Origin of the sequence: Streptomyces sp. MST-110588, from assembly GCF_022695595.1 — a bacterium.
Classification (GTDB): domain Bacteria; phylum Actinomycetota; class Actinomycetes; order Streptomycetales; family Streptomycetaceae; genus Streptomyces.
The window spans coordinates 543305-569523 of the sequence record NZ_CP074380.1 but is presented as its reverse complement, the minus strand read 5'-3'; the positions used below and the strand labels follow the sequence as shown (position 1 = coordinate 569523).

Here is a 26219-nt window from a genome sequence, read left to right as displayed (position 1 = left end):
AGACCTATACAAGACACTTCTCCTCGGTGTCCCTCGAATAGCCGATATGGATGCCGTGCACCCCGCGCTCCACGAGTCGCCCGGACCTGCGCGGCCGGCCTCCGGGCGCCCGCCGCGGCCGTGGCCGTCTTCCGCGGCTGAAAGGTCCCCGTGGTCAGCGCACCGCGGAACGGACGCCCGACTCGTACCGCTGCTCTCGCGCCGACGTGGGTTTCGTAACGCCCTGGCCCTCGGCCCCGGGTGTTTCCGCCGGGGCGGGCTCGGGAATTCCGGTGCGCAGGACCCGGTTGGCGCGTGCGGTGTCCAGGGCGCCTTCCCAGCGGGCGACGACGAGGGTGGCGACGCTGTTGCCGGCGAGGTTGGTCAGGGCGCGGCACTCGGACATGAATTTGTCGATTCCGAAGATCAGCATGATGCCGGCGGCGGGCACGGTGCCGACGGTGGAGAGGGTGGCGGCCAGCGCGATGAACCCGGCACCGGTGACGCCGCCCGACCCCTTGGACGTGAGGATCATGACCGCGAGCAGGCCGAGCTGCTGGCCGAAACCGAGTGGAGTGTCGGTGGCCTGGGCGATGTAGACGGCGGCCAGGGACAGGTAGAGCGAACTCCCGTCGAGATTGAAGGAATAGCCGGTCGGTACGGTCAGTCCGACGATGTCACGGCGTACTCCCAGTCCCTCCAGCTTGGTCATCAGCCGGGGCAGCACGCTTTCCGAGGAGGAGGTTCCCAGGACGATGAGGAATTCCTCGCGCAGATGGCGCAGCAGCCGCAGGACATTGATTCTCAAAAGGGCCAGGATGCCGCCGAGCACCACGACGACGAAGAACAGCGACGTGCCGTAGAACAGGCCGATGAGCCGGCCGAGGCCGGTGAGGGTGGAGATGCCGTACTTGCCGACGGTGAAGGCCATCGCACCGAAAGCGCCGACGGGTGCGGCCAGCATGACGTAATGCAGGATTTTGAACACCACGGAGCTCAGCCGACCGATGCCTTCGAGCACCGGAATCCCGATCGGTCCCACGGCTTTGAGTGCGATGCCGAACAGCACGGAAAAGAAGATGACTTGCAGGATGCGGCCCTCGGCGAAGGCACCCACCGCGCTGTCGGGCACGATGTCGGTGAGGAAGTGCCACCAGCTCCGGTCCGCGCCGTCCTTGACGTACCGCGCGGCGTCGCCCGACAGACGCAGCTCGCCGGGGTGCGCGTGGACGCCGGCGCCGGGCTGGAAGACATTGACGGCGATCAGGCCGACGGCGAGTGCGGCCAGGGTGCCGGCCTGGAAGTAGACCAGTGATTTCAGGCCGACCCGGCCGACCCGGCGCAGGCTGTCGACGCCGCCGATGCCGCCCACGATCGTCAGGAAGACGATCGGCGTGATGAGCATCTTGATCGCGGACACGAAGGTGGTGCCGACCGGCTCCAGGGCGACGCCGACGCCGGGCCGGAGCCAGCCGGTGAGGATGCCGCAGACGATCGCGGTCAGGACCCAGAAGTACAGATGCCGGTACCAGGGCTTGCGTGGTGGCCGGGCGGGGCGGAGCCGGGGGCGGTGGGGGACGCGGTTGCTGCCATGGCGTTTCTCCTCGTCGGGGAACGTGGACGCGGTCGGCACGCGGGGCTGCGGAGCAAAAGGGCCAAAGGGCCAAAGGGCGAATGGGGGAGAGGGTGGGTGGGCGACAGGGCGAGGCGGGCCGGCGGAGCGGTCGCCCCGACGGGATCAGAGCAGTTCGAGGAGTTTCGCGGTGAACTCGGCGGTGGTGGCGGTGCCGCCGAGGTCGGGGGTGCGTACGTCGGTCTTGGCCAGCACCGCGGCCATGGCATCGGTGACGTCCCTGGCCGCTTCCGGGTGGCCGAGATGGTCGAGCATCATGGCCGCCGACCAGATCGCCCCCAGCGGATCGGCGATGCCACGGCCCGCGATGTCCGGCGCGGAGCCGTGGACCGGCTCGAACATCGAGGGGAACTCGCGCTCCGGATTGAGGTTGGCGGCCGGCGCGATGCCGATGGAGCCCGCCACGGCGGCGGCCAGATCGCTGAGGATGTCACCGAACAGGTTGGAGGCGACGACCACGTCGAAACGGGCCGGTTCCAGGACGAACTTCGCGGCCAGCGCGTCGATGTGCTCCTGGTCCCAGACGACCCGCGGATGGGCGGCGCCGCGCTCGGCCACCAGCTCGTCCCAGAACGGCAGGGTGTGCACGATGCCGTTGGACTTGGTGGCCGAGGTGAGCCGCCCGCCACGCCCGGCGGCCAGCCCGAAGGCGTAGTCCAGGACGCGGGTCACCCCGGCACGCGTGAACACGGACTCCTGTACGGCCATCTCCTCGGGGAACCCCCGGTTCAGCCGCCCGCCGATCTCGCTGTACTCGCCCTCGACGTTCTCCCGTACGACGACGAAGTCCACCTCACCGGCCGCGGCGGCACGTACGGGACTGCCGACCCCCTCGAAGACCCGGATCGGCCGCACATTGACGTACTGGCGCAAACCACGGCGAATCGGGATCAGCAGTCCCCACAGGGAGACATGGTCCGGCACGTTTGGATGACCGACCGCGCCGAGCAGGATCGCGTCCTTCTCGCGCAGCCGGTCCAGGCCGTCCTCGGGCATCATCGCCCCCTCGCGGACGTACCGCTCGCAGGACCAGTCGTACGAGGTGTACGAGAAGCCGATGCCGTGACGGGCGCCGACGGCGTCCAGCACCTGCCGGGCGGGCGGCAGCACCTCGGCTCCGATGCCGTCGCCGGGAATCAGTGCGATGTGGTGGCGGACCATGTGCTGCCGCCCGTAGGTGCGGTCTGCGTTGGGGGACATGTGCCGATTGCAGCAATCAGGCCACGCGGGCGTCCAAGACGCTTCGCCGATCTGCCTGGTAAGGAGCGCCTATCAGACCGTGACGGCGGCCAGCGCGCAGGTCACGAACGCACGGGCGGCCGGGGACAGTACACGGCGGCTGACCAGCCCGATCCGCAGCGATGTCTTCGGTTCGATGTCCACGACCACCGCGCCGGCCCGCTCGGCCGTCGTACGCCAGGACTCGGTGACCACGGCGAGTCCGACCCCCGCCAGCACCAGCGGCAGGATCGCCACCCGGTGCTCGGTCTCCGCCGCGACGGTGAAGCCGACGCCGCGCTCGCGCAGCCCGTCGACGTACGCGCGCATGCCCGTGCCCCGCTGTCCGACGATCAGCCGCGCGCCGGCCAGCTCCTCGGCGGCGACCGGCCGCCCCGCCGGGAACGGCCCGTCGGGCGGGGTGACCAGGACGAACCGCTGCTCGCCCACGGCGTAGGACACCACCTCCTTGTCGGGCAGCGGTCCCGGGGTGGCCAGGAGACCCAGCTCGGCGGCGCCGGTGCGCACCGTCTCCACGACTTCGCGGGAGGTGAAGGCGGCCCGGATGTTCACCGACACCCCGGGGTACCGGCCGCTGAACGCGCGGATCATGGTCGTCAGCGGCTCGACCGTCTGGGACGGCATGGAGGCGAGGTCCAGCCGTCCCGCGCGCAGTTCGTGTACGGCCGCGACGCTGGCACGGGCCGTCTCCAGGCTGCGCACCGCCGCCCGGGCGGGCTCGATCAGCGCCGCCCCCGCCTCGGTGAGCACCGCCCGGCGGCCGATGCGGTGGAACAGGCTGCTGCCAAGGTCCCGCTCCAGAGCCCGTACGGCCTGGGACAGCGAGGGCTGGGAGAGGTACAGGGCCGAGGCCGCCCGGTGGAAACCCCCGTGGTCCACGATCGCGAGGAAGTACTCCAGTTGCCGGATGTCCATGCCCGTCATCCTCCATGGGACCGTCGGCCCGTATAGGCCGTCGGCTCATAGGTCGTCGCCGGCTCATAGGGGAAGGGGCGGACGTATGGAGCCGTGGGGTGCCGCGGTGTGTGGACCCGCGTCACTCCCGGCATCGGTGGCACCGTAAGGTTGGCCGAACCTTGGAAGTCCTTTGACTACGCCATGCCAATCGAGTGTCCATGACAACCGACGGATCGGGGGAGATCTGTGGCGGATCAGTTCACCGCTGCCCAAGAAGCTCTGCACAAGTTCGCCAAGAGCTCTGACCAGCGCGCGGAGAAGCTGCGGGCGATACGCAGCAAGCTGGCTTCCCACTCGCTGAACGCCCAGGCATTCGGCAAGCTGCCGGAGGCCGACGAGCTCTACAGCGCCTACGCGGAGCAGAGCGAGGACTCCCTGGAGATCCTGGAGTCGGCGGCGAAGCTGGAAGAGAACATCAGCGAGGGCGTCACCGAGACCGCGCGTGCCTACCAGTCCGACGAGGACGAGACCGTTCGCACGATGCGGCAGGTCCAGGGTGGCGCCGGGGGCACTCGATGAGCGGAGTGGCAACGGGGGCGCTCAGCGCGTACAACAAGGTCAACGACTGGATGAGCGGATTCGACTCCGTCGTGGACGAGATCATGCGTCCGCTCGTCGAACCGCTCGCCGAGCACCTGGAAGCCGTCACCGGCGACGACGAGGGCCTCCAGGAAACCGCCGCACTGTGGCGTGAGCAGGCTTCCGAACTGCGCGAACTGATAGCCGACCAGCGGCGCGACCGTGCGGACCTCGCCCACGAGTGGACCGGTGACGCGGCCGACGCGTTCCAGGGACACCTGGCCGAGATGGAAGCGGCCCTGGAGCAGGAAGCCGCCGACATGGACGCCGTCGCGGACGTCCTGGAGCAGGCCGGCGCGCAGGCCAAGCTGGCCGAGCAGGTCGTCGAGACGCTGATCCGCGAGCTGATCGAATGGGCGATCATCGAACTCGCCGTGGCACTGGCCACCTCGATCGTCACAGCCGGGGTCTCGGCCGCTGCCGCCGCCGCTGCCGCCGTGGCCGAAGCGAGTTTCGTCTCGGCCCGCATCGCCAGGGTGCTGGCCGAACTGGCCAAGGAACTGAAGGCTTTCGTCAACATCATCAAGCTGCTCAAAAAAGCCAAGAAGATGTCGAAGGTCAAGAAGCTCAAGCCCTGGACCTGGAAGCACATCAAGGACCCGGTCGAGGCCGAGAAGTTCCTCAAGGCGCTCGCCGCGAAGAAGGCGCTGAAGGCGATCAAGGTGCCGATGAAGGGCGCCGTCGGACTCGGCATGGCGGGCCTGGGCTTCTCGGGCGACCCGACGCAGGCTGTGGCGCCCATCGTCCAGGCGGGCGCTGAGAAGCTCGACGAGATGATCGACGGTGGCGGTTCCAAGTCCGGCGGCGGCTCCTCGCCGTCCCGGCACGGGGACGTCCACCTGCCGCCGGCCTCGGACTTCCATCCGTCACAGCCCGTCGCACAGGACCCGGTCGGCCGCTACCGCGAGCCGGCCGTCAGCGGGCCGCTGAGCCCGCCGTCGAGGACCGGGGTACCCACCGACCCGTCGCCCGCCGCGCAGGACCCCCTCGACCGCTACCGTGAGCCGGCGGCCGGCCAGGACATCCGCCTGCTCTCCCGCCCGGCGTCCGCCCAGCAGCCGCGCGACCCCGACAACCCCTTCGGCTGAGACCCGGGTCCGGGACAGGCCCCGGAACAGGACGGCGTATGGGCGGAGCCCGGCGGCCGTGCGCCGTGCTGCGTACGTCGGCTCCATACGCCATACGCCATACGCGTACGCCGTCCGCCATGGCCGTCCGCCGTCCGCACACAAGGAGAATGGCTGAGTGATCGACCACGAGACTCCCTGCCGGCAGTTCCTCCAGCCCGGCGAAGTGCTGTTGCACAGCGAGGACTACGGCGTGTATCCGAACCTGCCGCTCGTCCCCGCCCACATGCGGGTGCCGGCCAAGAAATCCGCTCTGGAGAAGCGGATCTGGGGGGCGCTGGACAAGGTCATCGGCAAGGCGTCGCGCCCGATCGACGCGGTCAGCGACAACCGGTTCACCAACCACCGGATGACCCGCGCCGCCGGGAACGTCGCGGAGGGGCTGAGCGAGGCCCAGGAGAACTTCGAGGACGCCGTCGACGACGCGGTCGAGCACGTGATGTACGGCAAGCCCATGGAAGGCGGTTGGACGAGCATGGCCGGGCGCTACCACGTCCAGGTCACCAACGCGGGCGGCAACCCCGGCACCAGGCGATCACCGACCGCCGGCTGTTCGTGCTCACCGACCTCGCCACCGGCTGGCGGGCTCGCGACCCCGAGCTGGAACTCGCCGTCGAAGTACCACGCTCCGACATCGCCGGACTCCGCCCCAAGCCGCGCACGACCTTCCCCGCGGTCGCTACGACCTGGTCTTCGTGGACGGGTCCTGGATCGCGCTGTGCTGCTCGTTCCAGAAGGGCATGGAGTCGCTGGTCAACGCGTTCTACGGGAGACAGTGACCGGGCGCCGGCCGATCACCGGTTCATGCACTTGCCCGCGATCGCGTCGGCTCACGCCACGGTGAAGCAGGTCATGTGGGAGGCGGAGAACTCGATGCGATACGGAGACCGCAGGGATACAGGGGGCCGGGGTGTGCCCCGTGGCGGCGTCGGGTCCGTGCCAGGTCGCCGTAACGGGCGAAGCTGCCGCCGCGGGTGACCCGGTATGTGCCGAGCAGTTGGTCGAGATGGTCACCGACCCGGCGGCCGTCGGGATAGGGCTGGTAGTCGTCGGCCGTGTATTCCTCGACATTACCGGCCATGTCGGAGATGCCGAAGGGGGAGTCGCCGCCCGGAAAGACCCCGACCGGTGTGGTGGTGTGGATGCGGGTTTCCCGGGTATTGGCCCGCTGTGGGTCGAAGGTGTCACCCCACGGGTATTCGGTGCCTGCGAACCCTTTCGCGGCGTGCTCCCATTCCGCCTCGGTGGGCAGGCGGTACGGGTGTCCGGTGTGCGCGGTGAGCCAGGCTGCGTAGGCGTCGGCGTCCTCGGCACGTACGCCGCACACCGGATGGTTGGCGCGGTCCCAGGGGTACGCCCCCAGATACCACGTACTGGGGCGGTGGGGGTGATGGCTGTCCAGAAGGAATTCCACGTACTGGGAATTGGTTACCGGATAGGTTCCGATCCAGAACGTCCGGAGAACAACCGAATGGACGGGCGTTTCTTTTTCGATCCACTCCGCGAGGACTCCGACGTGCTTCCAGCGCGCTGCGACCTCGGTGACGGCGGCCGGAGGCAGCCCGATCTCGACACGGCCGCCGGGTACACGGGCCAGCGTCGGCACTGCCGGAGTCCGCGGGTCGCCGAACAGGGCCAGCATCGCGCCGGCGGTCACGCGTTCGGCCGTCGGCGCGTTGGGACCTTCGGCGATCGCCACGAGTTCCTCGGGGCGGCGGCCGAGCAGGAGGTGCTGTCGGGACGCGGAGCAGACCCGTTCGAGGTCGGCTTCCTCTTTCATGTGCAGATCTGTCATCAGGCCCGCTCCGTCTCGTGGTCGTGTGCGAGGCCGTGCCCCGTGTGAGCCCTGGGTGGGAGGGCGCGGCATGTGCGTGAAGTGACGTACCCCCGTTACCCGACCGGTGCGGTGGCCGGGCAGGAGACGAACGCCGTGCCCGGCTCCGAGCCCTCGTACTCGACGAGGATGCGGCAGTCCGGCAGCCGCCACCGGGCGGCCTGGTCGGGTAGGGGCAGGTCGACCAGCAGGTCTCCGTACGTGCCGGGCCACTGCTCTCCCAGGGAGAGAACGTCGCCCGCCCCGGACCGGAGGCTGAGCTGCCACGGACTGCCGGGGCGGCAGGCGCCGGTTGCCGCGATCCGTAGCTGTGGCGGGTCTCCGGGCAGCAACTGTGCGGCGGCCGTCACACGGGTGTTCTGCAACGGCGCCCCCAGTTCGTGCAGGCCACCGTGTTTCACCAGAGGCGTCCGGCCGGTGCCCCGGTGGGCCGCGAGCGCTTCGCCCAGGAAGAGCGTGTACTGAGGAAGCGGGACCGCCTGCCGCAGTACGCATTCCAGTGCCACCACGCCACCCGTCACCCAGGGAGTTGTCGTCGCTGCGGGCTCCCCCAGGACGAGGCCGTGCGCCGCGCTCTTCGCCACCTCGCGCAGCGAGAAACTACCGACGAAGGTGGCCAGTGCCGCCTGGGTGTCGGCGCACAGAGTGACCGAGAATTCCTGCGCCTCCCGGATCAGCCGCTGCGTCTCGCAGGTGTCCCGCAGGGCAACGGAGACGTAGAGGGGCTCACGGTTGACATAGGACGTCCACTCCGCGGCCATGATGTTGACGCCGTGTTCATGCCGTGTACTGATCAGCCCCACCGTGCTGGTCAGTGACTTCCACAGATCGCCGGCGAGATCCGGGGCGATGGTGGTGGTCGTGGGGGTGGCCGTGGGGGTGGCCGTGGTGGTCGTCGTAGTGGCGGTCATGCGGCAACCGTCAGGCGCGGGACGGGAAGCGGGCTGATGTCGTAGACCCGGCCGTCGTAGGACGAGGCCAGGAAGACACCGGCTTCGGCGTCGTAGTCCAGTGCGGAGATCCCCGAAGTGGTGGGGCGCTCCTGAGTGCTCCACTGCCGGCCGTCCCGGTCGTAGACGGCGACCATGCCGTTGTAGCCGCCCGTCGCGATCAGCCGTCCGCCGGAGTCGGCGGCGATGGCCTTGATCGAATGCGTGTGCGGGGTGGGGATGGCCTCGGCTTTCCGGTCGGAAGTCCACAGCCGCATGATGCGGTCCCGTCCCACGCTGGCGAAATCCCCGTCTCCCAGCCCCACACAGCCGTTGGCGACCTGTTCGTGCGACCGGTCGACGGATCCGCACGTGCGCAGTGCGCTGATGTCCAGCCAGGTGGCGCTGCCGTCGGCGCACAACGACAGCAGCAGATCACCGGAAACGGCGACACCCTTGATGGCGTTGGTGTGCAGTGGCACATCACGCACATGCTCGATCCGGCCGGCTTCCGGCACCCGGAAGAGCAGTCCCTCTCCGGTGTACGAGCCGATCAGGACATGTTCAACTCCGGCATGCGCGAAGCGCACTCCGCAATTGAGCGGCGAGTGGTGCTCATGGAGCCGGCGTCCGGTGGCGGCGTCGTACAGGACGCCGAGCTGACCCCCGGTCAGTACCATGCCGGAGGTCCGGGTGAGGAAGTTGCACAGGCTCCCGATGCGCGCCAGCGGCGTGCCGTTGCGTCGGACGACACCGGCGTCCCCCACCGTGAAGGTCCCGCCGTTCACCGACAGGACCGCGTTGATGCCGTCGGTCGTCGGGATCTCGGCCGTCTCCCACCGGTGAGCGCCGTAATCGTAGGTGCGGTACGTGCTGCCGAAGGTGCCGAGGACGATCGTGGTGCCGCCCGCGAAGGCGCACGAGCGTGCCCAGACGTCCGTGGGCAGCTCGGTGCATTCGGCCTCGACCGGCCGGTCGCCGCGGATGTCCCACAAACGCATGGTGCGGTCGTAGCTGAGCGAGGCCAGCAGCCCGCGCTCCTCGTCGAGGGCCAGCCGCTTGACACCGGCTTTGTGCGCCTGAATCACCAGAGGTGAATCCCCGTCCGTGACGATGATCCGGCCGTCGTCGTCGCCTGCGAAGATGGTGCCGTCGCGGGCGATGGCCACGGTGTCACTCTGGCCTCCTTGCAGATCGAGCTCGCTGACAAGGCCCGCCGTCGTCAGCGACCAGCGTCTGACCGTACCGTCGCTGCTGCATGAGACCAGTTCGTCGCCTCCGCTCGTCCATTCCACCGAGTTGACCTGGTCGGTGTGGCCCGAGAAGGTCTGGATCAGCGCTCCGGAGAAATCGAAGACGCGGACCCGGTAGTCGAAGGACGCCGTGGCGATGAGTTCCCTCTCCGGGTGGAAGACGGCCATCTGCACATCGTCGTCGTGGTCCGCGAGCACTGCCCGCAGGCGCAGATCGGGTACCGACCACAAGCGCGCGGAGAAGTCGCTCGATGCAGTCACCAGCAAAGTGCCGTCGGGGGAGAACGCGCACTGGTTGGCCAGGTGGTCGTGGTAGGCACGGGCCAGTGGACGCTTCGTCCGCTGGTCCCACAGCAGGACCTGATTGTCATACCCAGCCGTGACGACGTAGCGGTCCTGCCAGACCGCGACGCCGCTGATCGGGCTGCTGTGCTGGATCATGTGCAATTCCTCTTTCTCGGGTGGTGGAATGCTTCCCCGCACGGGGACCGTCGGCCGGGCCCGGGGCGCAACGAGGAAAGCAGCAAGGAAAACGGCGGCCGTCACGACCGGGCGAGCGGCCTCGTTCCTGGCCGGGCTCTTGATGTGCGTCAGCCCGTACGCGCGGACTTCATGGACCGGTCCCGGAACCACATCTGTGCGGACCGGTCGTCGAGCTGTGCGGACCGGTCGCCGACCTGCCGGCGGATCATTTATGCAGTCCTTCCAGCGAAAGCGTGTGTGCGGTGATGGTCGCCTTCGCCTTGAGGTAAGCCGAGTTCTGTGCCGTCAGATGGACCATGGTGGGCACCATGCAGCGGACACTGATGCCGTTGCGTTCCAGTTGGTGTCTCTTGTCGGGGTTGTTGGTGAGCAGATCGATCTCGCGGTGTCCCAGCGCGAGAAGCATCTGAGCCGCCGCGGTGTAGTCCCGGGCGTCGGCCTCCAGGCCCAGCGCCCGGTTGGCGGCGTACGTGTCCAGCCCGCGGTCCTGTAGACGGTAGGCGTCGAGCTTGTTGTACAGGCCGATGCCCCGGCCTTCCTGCCGCAGATACAGCAGCACCCCGCCGACCGTGGCGATCTGGGCCAGCGACTCGTCCAGTTGCGCTCCGCAGTCGCAGCGCTCGGAGCCGAACACGTCACCGGTGAGACATTCCGAATGCAGCCGCACCAAGGGGACGGACGTACGGGGCCGGCCGAGTAGCACGGCGAGGTGCTCACGTGCGTCCATGAGGTTGTGAAAGGTGGTCAGGGTGGCTTGGTGGGTGCGCTCACCACAGCGCAGCGACACCGGTACGGCCGTGCGGATGTATGCGTCGACCCTGCCCTGCTCCTTCGCCGGCGCGGTCGGCGGGACAGGCGGGACAGGCGGGGCAGGCGGAGCCGGCGCTGCCGGAGGCGTACGCGGTTGCGTGTCCGGGCCGGGGGCCGTCGCCGCGGAGTGGCTGCTCGGTGCTGTGCCGGTCATGCCCCTCCTCCGGCGGTGGCGTTCGCGGTGGCGGGACAGGCGCCGGTCGGCACGGCCCGGTCGGCGCCTTCCCAGGCCCGCCAGGTGTGGCGCAGGTAGAACAGTGTGCTCAGCGACAGCAGGCCCAGTACGAGGAGTGCCCCGCGGACGCCGAGTGCGTGACTGAGGGCAGGGGTCAGGACGGGGGAGAGCAGAGCCGCGCCTCCTGCGAGCAGGGAGAGCAGCCCGGAGGAGCGTCCCAGTACCTCTGCAGAGACGTACTTGACGCGCATCATCACCATGGTGCTCAGAACGGCTCCCTGCCCCAGGGCCCCGAGAGCCATGGCCCCTACGAAGACGGGCCACAGCGGTGCGACGAGGAGGAACAGCGTCAGGGCCCGCAGGCCGGTGCCGAGTGTCAGTGACAGGTGCGGGCGGAAGGTGGCACGCTGGGCCACCAGCAGGTTGCCCAGCAGCATGCAGGCGTTGGCTGCCAGGATCACTGCCGAGGACGTGGCGCCGGACACGTGCCAGGAGTGCCGCAGGTCGTAGACGAGCAGCGTCTGCAGGCCGGTGCCGCACAGCAGTGCCAGTACGACATGGACGACCGTGATGGTCAGCATGCGCGGGTCCGAGGTGATGGCCCGCCACCCCTCCCGTACGCCGCGTCCGGCCCGGGGCCGCGCCGCAGGCACCGGCTGTTTGCGCGGGGGGTGGATTCCCATCGCCCATACGGCGATGGGTGCCGCGAAGGTCATGGCGTTCAGCCACAGCAGGCCGGTGTAGCCGATCCACGGCAGGGTTGCCGTGATCAGGAGCGGGCCGGCCACGGTGGTGGCGAAGAAGATGCTGTTCAACGTTCCGCGAGCGCGGACCTTGCAGTCGGGGAACATGCCCGGTACGCCGGTGACCCAGCCGGTCAGGTACGCCGAGCCGCCCAGGGCGATCAGGAAGGCGCACCCGAACAGCAACCATGTCGGAGCATGACCGGCCGTCACACCGAGGTTCATGATGACGGCGCCCGTCGCTTGGACCAGCAGTCCGGGTACCACGAGGACCCGCGGTCCCCAGCGGTCCGCCGCGGAGCCGAGCCACGGTCCGGCGACCAGGCTCAGCGGGATGGCCGCGGCCAGCAAGGACATCGCCGCGAGAGATCCGGTCAGGTCGTAGACCATGAGGGGCAGCACGGTGGCGTAAACGGCCTCACCCACGTTGTTCAGCGCGTTCCCGGTGGCGAAGATGCGGAACCTGCGGTCACGTAGGGGTGAGGGTTCCACGGCCTCGGCGGTGCAGGCGCCGGCTGCGTCCAAGGCGCCGCCGCCTGCTTCGTCACCGGTCATCGGACGCCCGCGCCGTCGGCTTCCACCTTCACCTGGAAGTCCCCGCAGGCGGGGGTCCGCGGCAGCCACAGCTCGCGCAGGGGATGCAAGACCTGTTGAGGTGTCGAGCGGTCCAGACGGTACAGGCGCAGAAAGCCGCTACGGCCGCCGACGACGACGACAGGCGCACCGGTGGAGTCGTGGAAGGAAGCGATGCTCTTGGAGTAGTCGGGCAGATCCTCGGCGAATCCCACGAGCTCACCCGTCTCGTAGTCGAAGGCGCCAAGCTGCATACCGTAGGAGACGGCGCACAATGTGCCGTCGATCAGGGTGGCACACTCCACGGTATTGTCGAAGAGCTCGACGAACTGACGGTCCGCCTTCTGCTCGTCGACGAGATATTCCTTTACACCCCCGGCACCGGTTACACGGATCCGGTCGCCGAATACGTCGAGTCGCTTGGGATAACCGCCGAGATCGATCTCCCAGGTCACTTCCCCGGCGGCGTCATAGGCGCGCAGCAGGCCGTTGCGGCTGCCCAGCAACCTCCGCCCGTCCGCGAGATAGCCGCTCACCCAGGCGGAAGCCGGCAGGTCGGTGATCCGGCCGGTCTCCTGTCCGGTTTCGGCGTCCAGCTCGATGCCGCCGGCGTTGCATGCGACGAGCAGCCGGGTGCCGTCGGGAGAAAGGGCCAGCGTGTGGACGATGTCGGGCATCTGTACGGTCCAGGCGCGGCGCTCACCCTCGGTCCGCAGTACCTCACGAGGCCAGGCGATGCCGAACCAGCCGTCCTCGGTCGGCAGGATGCGGCGGGTGAAGCCCGCCCCGTCCGTATCGTGTGCGGAAAGACGCAGGGCGGGGTGGCCCGGGCACGGTTCCACCACGTCGACGAAAGCGGCTCCGTCGTCCGTCGCCACGGCGAACCGTCCGCGCCCACCCGGTACCGGGCGGATGTCCCAAGCGCTCTGCCGCGCGTAATCGAGCCGGTTGAGAAAGGCGCCGTCGGGGTCGAACGTGGCGATCTCCCCGTCCTGGCTGAGAACGTGGACGGCGCCGTTGTCGTCGACGGCGATGTCGAAGATCTGATGGCTGAAACCGGTGACGCGCTTGGCGATACGCAGCTCCGGTGCGGTGTTGTCGAAAATGAGCAGCTCACCGTCGAACCCGCCGACATAGGCCTTGGAAAAGTCGGGGGACAATGCCAGTGCCTCGACATCGTTGCGTGCGAACAGCGACCGTTCCAGGACCTGTCCGTCCAGCCCGACCGTGGCCACGCCGTTACGGATGGCCCGGTCCGCTCCCGTACCGCCGTCCAGAGTGGCCCAGAACCGGTGGTGGCGGCTGTCGTAGAGCAGGCGGTGGATGTTGGAGCTGTCGACCTGGCTCACGACGGGAAAGTCCAGGTCGTCGAGCGAGCCGATGTAGACCCGGCCGTTGCGGTCGGAGACGGCCTGGACGCCCGGGGCGTCGGTGCAGAACCATTCGAGCCGGGAGAACGGGGGGTTCCACTGCTGGATGTGCTCCACCGCGAAGGTGTCCAGATCCAGCACGACGAGCTGGAAGTAGCCGTTGCTGAGGTAAACCTTTCCGTTCCACACGCCGATCCCGCGGACCATGGTGGGCGACGGCTCCTCGCCGTCCATCAAAGGAGCCCGGTCACAGGTGGCGGCGGCATCCAGCCTGTCGACCAGCCGCAGCGTGGTCGCGTCCCAGCGGGAAATGGTGCCGAGCTTGTCTCTGGTGATGATCCACCGTCCGGCCACGGTGATGGCGAAGACGGGGTCGCCGGCCGGTACCTGCGCGCGGGACGTGGCCCCGGACGAGGTCAGCACCTTCAGGCCGGTGTCCAGCAGATGTACGTTGCCGAGCGCGTCGGCGGCGAGCAGACCGCGACCCGGTTGGTTGACGATACGAGTGATGCGTTCCGTGAGGCTCATGCCGGATCGGCGTTCCTTCCAGGTGGGGCAGGCGGGTACGGCGGTCGCCGTACCATGGGAGAAGGCAATTGAGGAAACCTCGCCCATAGACGGCGACCGCCGATCAGAAGGCAGCGCGCGCCGACCGTCGAGTCGGCACGGCGCCCTTGGGCGGATCAACTGATCCAGGGCCACGGGTCGCGGCGAACTGGCTTGCGCATGGGAATCACATCCTTTCTCGGACGAACGGTCACAGGGCGTACCACCGGATGGGCGGCACATCGGGCGCTTCCCGCTGGGAGCCGCGGAAAGCAGGCATAGGGCACAGGGAGACAGGCACGGCCGTCTCGCGTGCGGCGAGGTACGAAGGCAGGACACAAAGCGCTGTCGGCCGGCGCCGGTACCGGCTCGTACAGATCCGGCGCGCGACCGCGCGCCGGCACCCATGCGTCGAGCAATGCGGTGAGCCGGCCGGCCCGGCACCGACCGACGCCGAACTGCCGCGCATTCCGCATCCGACGAGCGAACGGGACAGCCGACGGATCACCCGATGGCCGTGTCCCGCAGCGGCCGTGTCCCGCAGCGCACCAGGACGTGCCGCAGCGGCTTCCGGGCCACGCGTGCTCCCTCCGGGCAGGGCCGGGCGCTGCAAGCGATTACCGGTCTATCAGCCCGAGAACGGGGCAGCCAGTTGAGAGCGTCCTACCGAATGCCGAACGCGGCGCCTCGACCCGGCGACACGCCCATGGCATGGACTCGCAGCGCTGTTCCTGGCGTCGGCGAAGGCAGCCATTCGGTCCTGTGCTTCACCTCGATGGGGTGAGTCGCCGCGCGGGTCGGGCGGGCGGACGGGGCCGCGTTCAGACAGTGGGCCCGTGATGTCCGCAGACGTACGAGGAGCAACCTGGCCATGCCCCCGCCGGCCGCATTCGTGCGGTTGCCCTCCCTGACCGGTCTGCGGTTCGTCGCCGCGTTCGGCGTGTTCGTCTGCCACGTGGCGACTTCGGAGGCCGCACGGACGGGCACCTGGCCCAGCCCGGTCCTCTTCCTGCTCGGTCCGGTCTGCGTCTCGGTCTTCTTCGTTCTCAGCGGGTTCGTGCTGACTCTTTCGGCGCGCGAGACGGACACCGTACGAGGCTTCTGGCGCCGGCGGATCGTCAAGATCTATCCGAACCACCTGGTCGTCTGGGCGACGATCATGGTGCTCGTTCGGGGCATCGGAATGCCGACACACGGCGTCCACCCCACGGTCCTGGGCGACCTGGCCAACGCCCTTCTGGTGCACACCCTGATCCCACTGCCGGGATTCGGGCTGGCGGGCAACAGCGTCGCCTGGTCGCTCACCTGCGAGCTGCTGTTCTACCTGCTCTTTCCGTTGCTGCTGCCACTGGTGACACGGATCCGTACGAAGGGGCTCCCGGCCGCGGCCCTGATCGCCGCGGTGGCGGTCTGGGCGGTGCCGCTGAGCATGCTGGGCATCGACGGACCTCTCCTCGAACACGGTCCGCTGCCCGGCAAAGTGTCGATGACGCAGATGGCGCTCGTGTACATGTTCCCTCCGTGCCGGCTGCCCGAGTTCCTGCTGGGGATGGTCCTCGCCCGGATGCACATGAATGGATTCCGCGTCCGGGTCGGAGTCACCGCATCGGCCGGGCTGCTGTGCGCGGCCCTCTTCCTGGGCGTGGCGGTGCTTCCCGCGCCGTTCCTGCCGGCCGCGGCCACGGTGGTCCCCGTCGCCCTCCTGATCAGGGCGACAGCGGCGCTGGACACACAAGGCAGACGGTCCCTGCTACGGACACCGGGCGCGGTCTTCCTCGGCGACCTCTCCTACGCCTTCTACCTGGAGCATGCCACGGTCATCGCGGCTCTCCTGTATTACGCGGACGGCCTGGGGAACGCCTACTGGGTCGCGTGCGTCGCCTTCCCGGTGGCCCTGGCAGCGGCCTGGCTGCTCCACACCCTCATCGAACGGCCTTGCATGCGCCGCCTGACGACCGGCCGTCCGCGTTCCCTTCCCGCCACGGCCACCGCACCCGGCTTGCTCGCCGAGGACTGAGAGGAGCAAGAGGAGACGGCCGTCGTCCGTCGTACTGATCGACGTGGTCTCCTCGGCTTGTACACGTCTTGCGCATCTTGCGTATCCTGCGCGTCCGAAGTCGGCCGAGGCCGTACATTCGCTCGCACACGAGAGGCTGCGCGCGGCCAAAGAGGCGACGGCCGCTTCGCCAGGCGTCATTCACCTGGACCATGTTCAGTGGGCCGGCCCCCCACTCACCTCCTCCGAGCCGCTCCGCATCACACATGAAGTCAAGCCTCTGCTGTCCGCGGAAGTCGGGGCGACTGTGCAGATCACTGCTGAAGCCGACACCCTGGAAGGAGAATGGCTGCGCATCCCCACACGGCATGCCCTCCCAGCAGCAACCTTTACTCAATCGATCGCTGTCCTGGCGGCCCTGGAAGAACGCCGAATACCGATCGACGCGTGGGCATTGGCTCTCGAATCAGTGGGCCTATCGGTCCCACGATCCGACTTGTGGAGCCTTGCCGCGGCTGTTCCCGATGTGATCGCCACCGAGACGGACCCGCACGCGCCAACGGAAGATTCGGCATTTGTTCGCTTCGTGAGCGAGGCAGCTCATCGTGCAGCGCGCCGGGACTTTCCCCTGTCGCCGCAGAGTTACAGCACCATGGTCCAGGTACTCGTCACTTCTTGGCTCCAAGGCAGGACACCCCCCGAAACAGCCGTCTACATGAAGCGGACAGCACCGGTTCATGCGGCACTTGCGGGCCAGTTGGACACATATCTGGAGACTCCTTCCTTTCTGGCGGGAGTCGAAGCCTACGGCGTTTGTCAAGGGCTTGGCGTTGCGTACCCGGACGGCGTCCCATCTGGTGGCATCGCCTTTGACTTGCATTACTTGGAGGCTCAAGGCTTGAGAGAGGCGACCTCACTCGACTCGCCGACCCCCAAGCCGCTCAGTCAGCCGCGTGGAGCGATGTCTTCGATGGCCTATACGATGCGCGCAACGAGTACGATGAGGCACTCGACGCAATCCGGGACGCTCTGCGCGGCAGCTAAAGGCTTCGTCCTGGTAACCGCAGCCCCACGCTTCTGAACAAAGCAGTGAACTCTTCTCTCCAGGGGAGAATTCCGCTGCCCAACGGCTGGGCTGCCCATTCCACCGCCCCTGCCGCCGTTCACCGTTAAGGACGGTCCTGTCCGTCCTGGACAGCCCCGTTCACCGGTCTGAACCCACGGCAGTTCAGCAAGCTGATCACCGCGTTGCGGCGTGCGGGCGCCGATCCGGTGCGCACGGGCCGGCCTTTGGAGCCTGCTGCTGGAAGTCCGCGTGCTCCTGGTCGCCGCGTACTGGCAACAAACCTGCCTCGGCGTCAACTGGCCGTGCGGTTCGGCGTGTCCAAGTCGGCCGCCGACCACATCACCGACCACCTCGGACCCGCGCTCGCCTCGCAGTCTTGCCAGCGGTTCCGCAAGGACACCGTGCTGATCGCCGACGGCACCCTGGTCCTCGCCCGCGACCACACCATCGCCGAGCAGTCCAAGGCCTACCGATACTCCACCAATCGCCAGGTCGTCCTCGACGCCGACCACCGACTCGCCGTCGCCGTCGCCCGGCCGCTGCCCAGCAACCGCAACGACGCCTGGGACGACGACTCGGTGGCGGAGCAGCGGGACTCCCGCGCGGCCGGCCGTGATCCATTTCTGAAGCTTCAGGTCGGTGATCCGACCCTCGTTCGTTGACACCGGAGTTGAACGGTGTAGTGATGCCCTGCACGATCGCGGACCGGTCCTCGCGGATGGCTGTGGCAAGGCCGGGCAGAGGCGGGCGGTCGTGAGGTGTTCGAGTCAGGGAGTGTCCGGTAGGTCGCGCCGCCAACTGATCCTTCTTGAGGATATGCTTCTCCGCCGCTCGGCTGAGCGGTACTGCTTCGCTGGATGGATGTGCCGGAAGGAGGACTTGGAAAGCATGAAGCGGTGACTGAGCAAGAGAACTTCGCACCCGCTCCCACTACCGGGTCTTCGTCGTTGGACGTGCCGCGCTGGGCGCGGATCGCGGCGCACGCTGTGCCGTTCGTCATTCTGCCGTCGGGGCTGTGGCGGATGGGCGTGATGCTGGCCATCCCGGGCTTCGGCACCGCTGAGGCACGGGAGCATGGTCCCGGGCTCGACCTGTATCTGATCGTGCTCTTCGCGGTCTCCGAGGGGCTCGGGTTGCTCACCCTAGGGTTGATCCAGCCTTGGGGAGAGGTGCTGCCGCGATGGGTCCCGCTGCTGGGCGGACGCACTGTGCGCCCACTCGCCGCGGTGCTCCCGGCCGCGCTGGGTGCCCTCGCGTCCATGGGCGTCGTGTACTACTTCTTCCTCAGCATCTTCTTTGAAGGGTTCCCCTCCGGCCACACGCAGGTCGAAGAAGTCGTCCTGACGGCCTGCTATCTGCCGTTGCTCGCCTGGGGCCCGTTGCTGGGACTGGTGACATACGCCTACTACCAGCGCCGCACCGGCCGGTGAGCGTCCGACGGGTTACGGTCGGAGCCCGAGACGAAGGGCGGCGACCGTGACGGTGCCGTGAAAGACATAAGCCCTCTTGTTCCGCCCGAGGCGGCGACAAGGCCGGTTCGGGCTCGGATACCGCAACGGGCAGGCTGTTGCGGTGTACGGCGGCGGCATCCCCGACCCGCTTCGGCAGCCCTGCCACAGGCGGAAGCGGTCGCTGACTGCGTCGAAAGACGGCTTCCGTGTGCTGCGGCACACCTATGCCCCGATGATGCTGGAGGCAGGTGAGTCCGTGGTGACTTCGGCGCGGTGGCTCGGTCATTGCTCACCGGCGATCACGCTCAGTTATTATGCTCACTTCGTGCCGGAGGCCGGAAGCAAGAAACCGGAAGCAAGGGGCGCACTGCCATCGACGGGCTGCTCGGGAGGAACGGGAGGAAAGGGGATCGGCGTGCCGGTCGAAACTCCCCAGATTCTCCCCAGGGCTGATCGCGGCCGGTTCCCCAGGAGTACTCTTTTGGAGTGGATCATGGATTGCAAGGCAAGCGAGCTGCGGGGCCTGGGGTAATGCTTCCAGAGGTGACTGCTACTCGTTACGTCACGCCTTTGCGTGAGGGCGGGTCGCTCCCCGGCATCGTCGAGGCCGATGACCTGGGCACGTATGTCATGAAATTTACGGGTGCCGGGCAGGGCCGCAAGACCCTGGTCGCCGAGGTCATCTGTGGCGAGCTGGGCCGTCGGCTCGGGCTGCGGGTGCCGGATCTGGTCCGTATACAGCTCGATCCGGTCATCGGGCTGAGCGAGCCGGACCAGGAGGTGCAGGAGCTTCTGAAGGCCAGCGGCGGGCTCAACCTGGGGATGGACTACCTTCCCGGGTCGCTCGGTTTTGACCCCCTCGCCTTTGAGGTGTCCTCACGCGAGGCCGGCCGGGTGGTGTGGTTCGACGCGCTCATCAACAACGTCGACCGTTCCTGGCGCAACCCCAACCTCTTGGTGTGGCACGGTGAGCTGTGGCTGATCGACCACGGTGCCACGATGATCTGGCACCACAACTGGCCCGCCGCCGCCAGCGCGGCCACCAGGCCCTACAACGCCTCCGACCACGTCCTGGCGTCCTTCGCCCCGGACCTGGCGGCGGCAGCGGCCGAGTTCGCGCCGCGGATCACCGAGGAGCTGCTGACCGAGGTCACGGCCGAGGTCCCTGACGAGTGGCTGGTGGACGAGCCGGGTTTTGACTCCCCGGACGAGCTGCGCCGCGCCTATGTGAGCACGCTGCTCGCGCGCGCCGCGACGGTCGACGAGCACATCGTTCTGGGGGAACGTACCGAGGACAAGCCCTCCCGGGCGCCGGAGTGGCTGGCGGGCAAGCCGCCGCGGAGGGCAGTGAAGTGAGCGGGCTGCACAACGGACGCGATGTGTTCGAGTACGCGCTGCTGCGGGTCGTACCGCGCGTCGAACGGGGGGAAATGATCAACGCGGGGGTGGTCGTGTACTGCCACGCCCGGCGCTTCGTCCAGGCCCGGACACATCTGGACGAGAACCGGCTGCGCGCGCTGGACCCGTCGGCCGACATCGAAGGCGTACGGGCCGCGCTGAGCGCCGTCGAAGGTATCTGCGTGGGCGGCGAGCGGGCCGGACAGGCGGCCGGGGACGACGCGGGGCGGCGCTTCCGGTGGCTGATCGCGCCGCGCAGCACGATCGTCCAGCCGGGACCGGTGCACACCGGGCTGACCTCGGACCCGGGCGGAGAGGCCGAACGGCTGCTGGATCTGCTCGTGCGGTGACCCGGGCCCGCTGGTGCGGTGACCCGGACCTGCTCGTGGGCTGACCGGCGGGCCTGCCGGTGTGGTGACTTGGACCTGCCGGTGCGGTGATGACTTCCCGGAGGCGCGGTACTGCCGCGTCACCAGGGCGTTGACAGCGGGTGGCCGGGCTTCTAGCGTCAGCCCTGCTGAAGCTACTAAGCGGTTGCTCACCTGCCTGTTCCAGGCACGGCCTGTTTCGGATACGGCCTGTTTCGGGTACGGCGGCCCGCTTGTCGAGGTTTCGAGGGTGAGGAGAACCCCGCATGTCCACCACCGAGCAGCCCCAGCGGCCCGAACAGCGCGTGGCCATCGTGACGGGCGCGGCCCGGGGCATCGGCGCGGCCACCGCCGTACGCCTGGCCGCCGAGGGCCGTGCCGTCGCCGTCCTCGACCTGGACGAGGCGGCCTGCGCAGACACCGTCGAGAAGATCACCGCGGTGGGCGGCCGGGCGATCGCCGTCGGGTGCGACGTCTCGGACTCGGCGCAGGTGGAGGCGGCCGTCGCACGGGTGGCGGCGGACCTCGGAGCGCCGACCGTCCTGGTCAACAACGCGGGCGTGCTCCGCGACAACCTGCTGTTCAAGATGAGCGACGACGACTGGGACACCGTCATGAACGTGCATCTGCGGGGCGCGTTCCTGATGTCGCGCGCCTGCCAGAAGCACATGGTCGACGCGCGGTTCGGCCGGATCGTCAACCTCTCCTCCAGCTCGGCGCTCGGCAACCGCGGGCAGGTCAACTACTCCGCGGCCAAGGCCGGTCTCCAGGGCTTCACCAAGACCCTCGCCAAGGAACTGGGCAAGTTCGGCGTCACCGCCAACGCGGTCGCCCCCGGCTTCATCGCCACCGACATGACCGCCGCCACCGCCGAGCGCGTCGGCATGGGCTTCGAGGAGTTCCAGGCCGCGGCGGCCACCCAGATCCCGGTGCAGCGCGTCGGCCGGCCCGAGGACATCGCCAACGCCATCGCCTTCTTCACCGGCGACGCGGCCGGCTTCGTCTCCGGTCAGGTCCTGTACGTGGCCGGCGGCCCCCTCAACTGACCGCCCACCGCATTCAGGAGCCGTCATATGACTGCGTACAACAGCGAGCTTCCCGAGTCGCCCGAACCTTCCGGGCTCCCCGCGCTCTCCGGCAGGACCGCGCTGGTCACCGGCGCCAGCCGGGGTATCGGATACGGCATCGCCCGGGCGCTCGTCGCCCGCGGCGACCGGGTGTGCATCACCGGCCGCAACGAGGACGCCCTCAAGGAAGCCGTCGGGAAGCTCGGCGCGGACCGGGCGGTCTACGTCGCCGGCAAGGCGCACGACGAGACCCACCGGGCCACCGCCGTCGAGCGCGCGATGGAGGAGTTCGGGCGGCTGGACTACCTCGTCAACAACGCCGGTACGAACCCGGTGTTCGGCCCGATCGCCGACCTCGACCTCGGGGTCGCCCGCAAGGTGTACGAGACCAATGTCCTCTCGGCGCTGGGTTTCGCCCAGCGCGTCTGGCACGCCTGGCAGAAGGACCACGGCGGCGCGATCGTCAACATCGCCTCCGTCGCGGGCATCGGCGCCTCGCCGTTCGTCGGCGCGTACGGCATGAGCAAGGCCGCGATGGTCAATCTGTCGCTCCAGCTCGCCCACGAGTTCGCGCCTCTGGTACGGGTCAACTCCATCGCCCCGGCGGTGGTGAAGACCAGGTTCGCCGCCGCCCTGTACGAGAACCGCGAGGAGGAGGCCGCCGCGGGCTATCCCATGGGCCGCCTGGGCGTTCCGGAGGACATCGGGGGAGCCGCGGCCTTCCTGCTGTCCGACGCGGCGGGCTGGATCACCGGTCAGACGCTGGTCGTCGACGGCGGGCTGTTCCTGAACGCCGGCGTCTGACGCGGCGGGTAAGTGCGCGGAGAGTGCCGGGAAACGCGCGGACCGTGCCGGGTAGTGCGCGGAGAAGTACGTCCCGGGGCGGGCGCGGGGTGGCCCGCGGGCGGCGTTGTCAGTGGTCGCCGGTAGGTTCTCGTCGTGGAGAACGGAACGACACCGGAGGTTGCCCTGTGATGACCGACATGCTGCCCGAGTCCTGGCGCGGCGTACTCGGCGAGGAGTTGGAGAAGCCCTACTTCAAGGAGCTGACCGAGTTCGTCGAGCAGGAGAGGGCGAAGGGCCCGGTCTACCCGCCCCGGGAGGAGGTCTTCGCGGCGCTCGACGCGACGCCCTACGACCAGGTCAAGGTGCTCATCCTCGGCCAGGACCCGTACCACGGCGAGGGCCAGGGGCACGGCCTGTGCTTCTCGGTGCGGCCCGGTGTCAAGACGCCGCCGTCGCTGCGCAACATCTACAAGGAGATGAAGGAGGAGCTGGGCCACCCGGTCCCGGACAACGGCTATCTGATGCCGTGGGCCCGGCAGGGCGTACTGCTGCTCAACGCGGTGCTCACGGTCCGGGCGGGCGAGGCCAACTCCCACAAGGGCAAGGGGTGGGAGAAGTTCACGGATGCGGTGATCCGGGCGGTGGCTTCCCGGCCGGACCCGGCGGTGTTCGTCCTGTGGGGGAACTACGCCAAGAAGAAGCTGCCGCTGATCGACGAGGAGCGGCACGCCGTGGTGCAGGGGGCCCACCCCTCGCCGCTGTCCGCGAAGAAGTTCTTCGGGTCCCGCCCCTTCACCCAGATAAACGAGGCGGTCGCCGCGCAGGGGCACACCCCGATCGACTGGCGCATTCCCGACCTGGGCTGAGCCGGCGGGCCGGCGCCGGCCCGGGCGATGCGCCCGGCGCGGCGGGTCGTCTCCGTGCGCGGTGCCGCCTCCGCGGCCGTCGTGGCAAGGCGTCCTTGGCCATGCGCCGCCGTGGCGGTACGTCGCCCGCGCGGTACGGCGTCTTCCGCGCGTCGCGCACACCGAGCGGGGGGAAGCCGTGGCGGTTAGCGTCGGGGAAAGGTGTGGTGCCCAGGGACGAGTGCGGGAGAGTGCGGTGGCGAAGAGTCAGTGTGAGGAGGCGTCCGAGGACGTCGTCCTGACCCGTATCGGCCAGGCGATCATGCTGCACCACGGCGGCGACCGGGAGGAGGCACGCAACCGTCTCTCGGACCTGTGGGAGGAGGTCGGCTCGCGGGGTAATCCCTTCCACCGCTGCGCCCTCGCGCATTACCTGGCCGACACCCAGGACGACCCGGCGGACGAGCTGGCGTGGGACCTCCGGGCCCTGGAGGCGGCCGAGCGCTTCACCTGGTACGGGGACGCCGCGGCCTCCGCCGTCGGTGGAGCTCCTGCCGGGGAACCCGCGGCCGGGTCCCTTCCGGCCGGGCATCTCCCGCCCGGGGACCGGAACGCGGCCGGGGACGGGGACTCCGCGGCCGGGGTTGCCGCTTCCGGGGCCTGCGCCGCCGGGCATTCCGCCGACGGCGGCGCGGGGGCGAAGCCGGCTCCGGGTCCGGCCCGGGGGTGTCCGGCCACGGCGCTCAGGGCGTTCTTCCCGTCCTTGCATCTGAGTCTGGCGGCCGACTACGCCGGGCTGGACCGGCACCGGGAGGCCCGGGCCCAGCTCGGCCGGGCCCGGCGGGCGGTGGACGCGCTCGCCGACGACGCGTACGGCCAAGGGCTCAGGGACGCCATCGAACGGCTGGAGCTGCGCATCGACGGCGCCGCCGGTCACTTCCCGTAGAGCTGTCCGGTCACTTCCCGTAGAGCCGGCGGCAGGCCCGGCCGGTGTCGGCGTTCCACTGCTGGCGTGCGTAGGACCGGGCCAGCGCGCACAGATCCCGGTGCGCCGGAAGCGCCGGGCGCACTGTGACGTACGGGGATCGGGGGACGGCCCGGTGGGGCGGGAGCGCCGCCCGGTGTCCCTTGTGTGCCCTGTGCCTGCCGCGAAGGCCGTGGGCCGGGCGGACCGGGCGGAGCAGGCGGGGCGGGTTCGCGCGGCTCGCCGGGTGAACCACCGGCGCCGTGGGAGCCCCGCGCCACGGGTCCGCCTTCCGCGGCTCGTCGTGTCCCGTGGGCGCCGGGCGGGTCGTGACCAGTTGTTCGTACGAGGGCGGCGCGACCGGAAGGGGGTCGGAGGCACCCGCGGGCGGTACGGGCGGCAGCGGCCGTGCCGGGCCGACCACCGCCGGGCGAGGGGGGACGACGACGCACCCGGTGGCCGCCGAGGCCGTCAGCAGGACGAGAAGTCCCGTTGTGATAATGCGATGCATTCGCGCAACTCTGGTGGGTGCGTGAAGGCTTGGGTATTCCCCGCAAGGGTGATCGCAGACCTCCGAGTGGACGCAGGGGCCGAAGGAGGCGGCCGAAGGAGGCGGCGGAGGCAGACGCCGACGGGCCGTGGGCGAGGGGACGGAGCCGGAGTCTCAGCAGGACTCCGGCGTGGCTCTCACACGCCGGTGCTGCCGTCGATGCGTTCCCGCAGGAAGTCGGCGTGGCCGTTGTGCCGTGCGTACTCCTCGATCATATGGACGTAGATCCAGCGCAGGTTGCAGGCGTTTCCCCGGTAGCGGCCCTGCGCCACGTCATCCGGCGCCCGGCCGCGGGCCCTGCGCCGGGCGTCCTCCACTTCCGCGCGCCAGGTGGCGAGTGCTTCCTCGTACGTGTCCTGGTCGGTGGGGTGCCAGTCGCGGTCCTCGTCGTCCTCGTCGCAGTAGATCCACTGCGTGTCCTCGCCGGTCAGCACCCGCCGGAACCAGTGGCGCTCGACCTCCGCCATGTGCCGGAGCAGTCCGAGAAGCGTCAGTTCGGAGGGCTCGACGGCCGCCGTCCGCAGCCGCTCGTCGTCCAGGCCGGCGCATTTCTCCTCCAGCGTGGCGCGGTGGAAGTCGAGCCAGCGCTCCAGCATGGTCCGCTCGTCGGCGATGCCGGGCGGCACGGTCCGTGCGGATGTGGAGCCGGCGGCAGAAGAAGCGTCGGCAGAGGAAGCGTCGGCAGCGTTACCGGACGTGGCGTGCGCACCGGCGCCGGGAGTGGCGTGCGCACCGGTGTCGGGAGTGGTGCGGGAAGCGGCGCCGGCCGGGGCGTCGGAAGTCGTCATGGCGGACAGCATGGCGGGCAGTTCCCGTACGGACCAGTGATTATCCGCCCAGCATCCCGGCGAGCAGTTCCGCGCACCCGATGCGCAGGTCATGACGGCTGGGCGGACCGGCGTGGAACTGTCCGGCGGTGCACGAGAAGAGCACGCCGTCGCACCACGCGATCAGGCTCATCGCGTGCCGCTCGGGTTCGGCCGACCCGGCGGCCGTCAGCAGCTCCATGACCGGCCGGCGGAAGGCCCGGCCGGCCTGGTCGTAGACCGCGCGCAGCTCAGGGCGCCGGGTGGCCTCCAGCGCCAGCTCGTACCGGGCGACGGCCAAGTGGCGGTGCCGGGAGAGGTAGCGGTGCAGGACGAGGGAGATCACGTCGGCGAGAGCCGCCGCGCCGCCGGCGGCCGTCCGCGGCATCTCACGCGGAGTCAGTACGGCCGACTCCCGCTCGGCGAGCCGCCGTACCGCGGTCTCCAGGAGCGCGGCGCGGGTACGGGCGAGGTTGGACGTCGACCCCTGCGGCAGTCCCGCGGCCTCGTCGACGGCCCGATGGGTCAGCCCGCGCAGGCCGCGCTCGGCGAGCAGGGCCAGTGCGGTGTCGGCGACGAGTTCCCGGCGCGAGGGGCTGCGAGTGGTCATACACGTGAGCCTATCCCGCCGACTACACCTGTAGTGGAGCCTGTAGTAGCCTCTCCCTCGGAACTACGACTGTAGTTACCGG

Annotated in this window: 24 protein-coding genes and 2 pseudogenes; 14 read left to right on the top strand and 12 right to left on the bottom strand. The window is 69.3% G+C overall.

The window, feature by feature from the left end; all coding sequences use genetic code 11:
* Positions 1-154: 154 nt before the first annotated feature.
* The 3 genes from dctA to KGS77_RS02565 all read right to left on the bottom strand — a co-directional run bounded on the left by dctA (position 155) and on the right by KGS77_RS02565 (position 3766).
* Entirely contained in the window at positions 155-1612 is a 1458-nt protein-coding gene (gene dctA / locus KGS77_RS02575) for a C4-dicarboxylate transporter DctA (RefSeq protein ID WP_242578487.1), read from the bottom strand.
* A gap of 105 nt (positions 1613-1717) precedes the next feature.
* Complete coding sequence (locus KGS77_RS02570) at positions 1718-2773, bottom strand: tartrate dehydrogenase (protein WP_242587256.1); 1056 nt, start codon at positions 2771-2773, stop codon at positions 1718-1720.
* Between the two features lie 111 nt (positions 2774-2884).
* On the bottom strand, positions 2885-3766 hold the full coding sequence (locus KGS77_RS02565; protein ID WP_242578486.1) for a LysR substrate-binding domain-containing protein: 882 nt from the start codon (positions 3764-3766) through the stop codon (positions 2885-2887).
* 228 nt (positions 3767-3994) lie between these two features.
* On the opposite strand from KGS77_RS02565, the gene KGS77_RS02560 reads away from it, so the two are divergent.
* The 3 genes from KGS77_RS02560 to KGS77_RS02550 all read left to right on the top strand — a co-directional run bounded on the left by KGS77_RS02560 (position 3995) and on the right by KGS77_RS02550 (position 6358).
* A complete protein-coding gene (locus KGS77_RS02560; protein WP_242578485.1) occupies positions 3995-4327 on the top strand; it encodes a hypothetical protein in 333 nt (110 codons plus the stop codon).
* Entirely contained in the window at positions 4324-5475 is a 1152-nt protein-coding gene (locus KGS77_RS02555) for a WXG100 family type VII secretion target (RefSeq protein ID WP_242578484.1), read from the top strand. The genes KGS77_RS02560 and KGS77_RS02555 overlap by 4 nt, the downstream gene beginning before the upstream one ends.
* Before the next feature lie 157 nt (positions 5476-5632).
* On the top strand, positions 5633-6358 hold the full coding sequence (locus KGS77_RS02550) for a hypothetical protein (protein ID WP_242578483.1): 726 nt from the start codon (positions 5633-5635) through the stop codon (positions 6356-6358).
* A 6-nt stretch (positions 6359-6364) separates the two neighbouring features.
* Here KGS77_RS02550 and KGS77_RS02545 read toward each other — a convergent pair whose 3' ends face one another.
* From KGS77_RS02545 to KGS77_RS02520, 6 genes are all read right to left on the bottom strand, one after another.
* Positions 6365-7309, bottom strand: coding sequence for an SUMF1/EgtB/PvdO family nonheme iron enzyme (locus tag KGS77_RS02545; RefSeq protein ID WP_242578482.1), 945 nt, complete (start codon positions 7307-7309; stop codon positions 6365-6367).
* Positions 7310-7404: 95 nt separating this feature from the next.
* On the bottom strand, positions 7405-8259 hold the full coding sequence (locus tag KGS77_RS02540; RefSeq protein WP_242578481.1) for a flavin reductase family protein: 855 nt from the start codon (positions 8257-8259) through the stop codon (positions 7405-7407).
* Positions 8256-9971 (bottom strand): WD40 repeat domain-containing protein, encoded by a 1716-nt coding sequence (locus tag KGS77_RS02535; protein WP_242578480.1) that lies wholly within the window; start codon positions 9969-9971, stop codon positions 8256-8258. The genes KGS77_RS02540 and KGS77_RS02535 overlap by 4 nt, the downstream gene beginning before the upstream one ends.
* A gap of 247 nt (positions 9972-10218) precedes the next feature.
* Positions 10219-10977 carry a GTP cyclohydrolase II gene (gene ribA, locus KGS77_RS02530; RefSeq protein ID WP_242578479.1) on the bottom strand — a complete coding sequence of 253 codons (759 nt, stop codon included), beginning with the start codon at positions 10975-10977 and terminating at the stop codon, positions 10219-10221.
* Positions 10974-12296, bottom strand: coding sequence for an MFS transporter (locus KGS77_RS02525; RefSeq protein WP_242578478.1), 1323 nt, complete (start codon positions 12294-12296; stop codon positions 10974-10976). Before KGS77_RS02525 ends, ribA begins: the two co-directional genes overlap by 4 nt.
* Complete coding sequence (locus KGS77_RS02520; protein ID WP_242578477.1) at positions 12293-14212, bottom strand: PQQ-binding-like beta-propeller repeat protein; 1920 nt, start codon at positions 14210-14212, stop codon at positions 12293-12295. The genes KGS77_RS02525 and KGS77_RS02520 overlap by 4 nt, the downstream gene beginning before the upstream one ends.
* An 889-nt stretch (positions 14213-15101) precedes the next feature.
* On the opposite strand from KGS77_RS02520, the gene KGS77_RS02515 reads away from it, so the two are divergent.
* The 11 genes and pseudogenes from KGS77_RS02515 (at position 15102) to KGS77_RS02465 (ending at position 24153) form a co-directional block, all read left to right on the top strand.
* Positions 15102-16247, top strand: coding sequence for an acyltransferase (locus KGS77_RS02515; protein ID WP_242578476.1), 1146 nt, complete (start codon positions 15102-15104; stop codon positions 16245-16247).
* 286 nt (positions 16248-16533) lie between these two features.
* A complete protein-coding gene (locus KGS77_RS02510; RefSeq protein WP_242578475.1) occupies positions 16534-17307 on the top strand; it encodes a hypothetical protein in 774 nt (257 codons plus the stop codon).
* Between the two features lie 131 nt (positions 17308-17438).
* Positions 17439-17858, top strand: a pseudogene (locus KGS77_RS02505) (transposase family protein); the annotation flags it as partial.
* Between the two features lie 330 nt (positions 17859-18188).
* Positions 18189-18722, top strand: a complete 534-nt coding sequence (locus KGS77_RS02500; RefSeq protein WP_242578474.1) for a hypothetical protein — start codon at positions 18189-18191, stop codon at positions 18720-18722.
* Between the two features lie 208 nt (positions 18723-18930).
* Positions 18931-19196: pseudogene (locus KGS77_RS02495) on the top strand (site-specific integrase); the annotation flags it as partial.
* Between the two features lie 78 nt (positions 19197-19274).
* A complete protein-coding gene (locus tag KGS77_RS02490; protein WP_242578473.1) occupies positions 19275-20099 on the top strand; it encodes a HipA family kinase in 825 nt (274 codons plus the stop codon).
* On the top strand, positions 20096-20491 hold the full coding sequence (locus KGS77_RS02485; RefSeq protein ID WP_242578472.1) for a DUF3037 domain-containing protein: 396 nt from the start codon (positions 20096-20098) through the stop codon (positions 20489-20491). The genes KGS77_RS02490 and KGS77_RS02485 overlap by 4 nt, the downstream gene beginning before the upstream one ends.
* 284 nt (positions 20492-20775) lie before the next feature.
* Positions 20776-21555, top strand: coding sequence for a 3-oxoacyl-ACP reductase FabG (gene fabG, locus KGS77_RS02480; RefSeq protein ID WP_242578471.1), 780 nt, complete (start codon positions 20776-20778; stop codon positions 21553-21555).
* A gap of 27 nt (positions 21556-21582) precedes the next feature.
* Positions 21583-22380, top strand: coding sequence for an SDR family oxidoreductase (locus KGS77_RS02475; protein ID WP_242578470.1), 798 nt, complete (start codon positions 21583-21585; stop codon positions 22378-22380).
* Positions 22381-22550: 170 nt separating this feature from the next.
* Entirely contained in the window at positions 22551-23228 is a 678-nt protein-coding gene (locus KGS77_RS02470; protein ID WP_242578469.1) for a uracil-DNA glycosylase, read from the top strand.
* Positions 23229-23463: 235 nt separating this feature from the next.
* Entirely contained in the window at positions 23464-24153 is a 690-nt protein-coding gene (locus tag KGS77_RS02465; RefSeq protein ID WP_242578468.1) for a hypothetical protein, read from the top strand.
* A 10-nt stretch (positions 24154-24163) separates the two neighbouring features.
* Here KGS77_RS02465 and KGS77_RS02460 read toward each other — a convergent pair whose 3' ends face one another.
* From KGS77_RS02460 to KGS77_RS02450, 3 genes are all read right to left on the bottom strand, one after another.
* Positions 24164-24682 (bottom strand): hypothetical protein, encoded by a 519-nt coding sequence (locus tag KGS77_RS02460; RefSeq protein WP_242578467.1) that lies wholly within the window; start codon positions 24680-24682, stop codon positions 24164-24166.
* Between the two features lie 176 nt (positions 24683-24858).
* The gene (locus KGS77_RS02455; protein ID WP_242587255.1) at positions 24859-25317 is read right to left on the bottom strand and encodes a DinB family protein; all 459 of its coding nucleotides are present in this window, start codon (positions 25315-25317) and stop codon (positions 24859-24861) included.
* A 232-nt stretch (positions 25318-25549) separates the two neighbouring features.
* Entirely contained in the window at positions 25550-26137 is a 588-nt protein-coding gene (locus KGS77_RS02450) for a TetR/AcrR family transcriptional regulator (protein WP_242578466.1), read from the bottom strand.
* Positions 26138-26219: the final 82 nt, after the last annotated feature.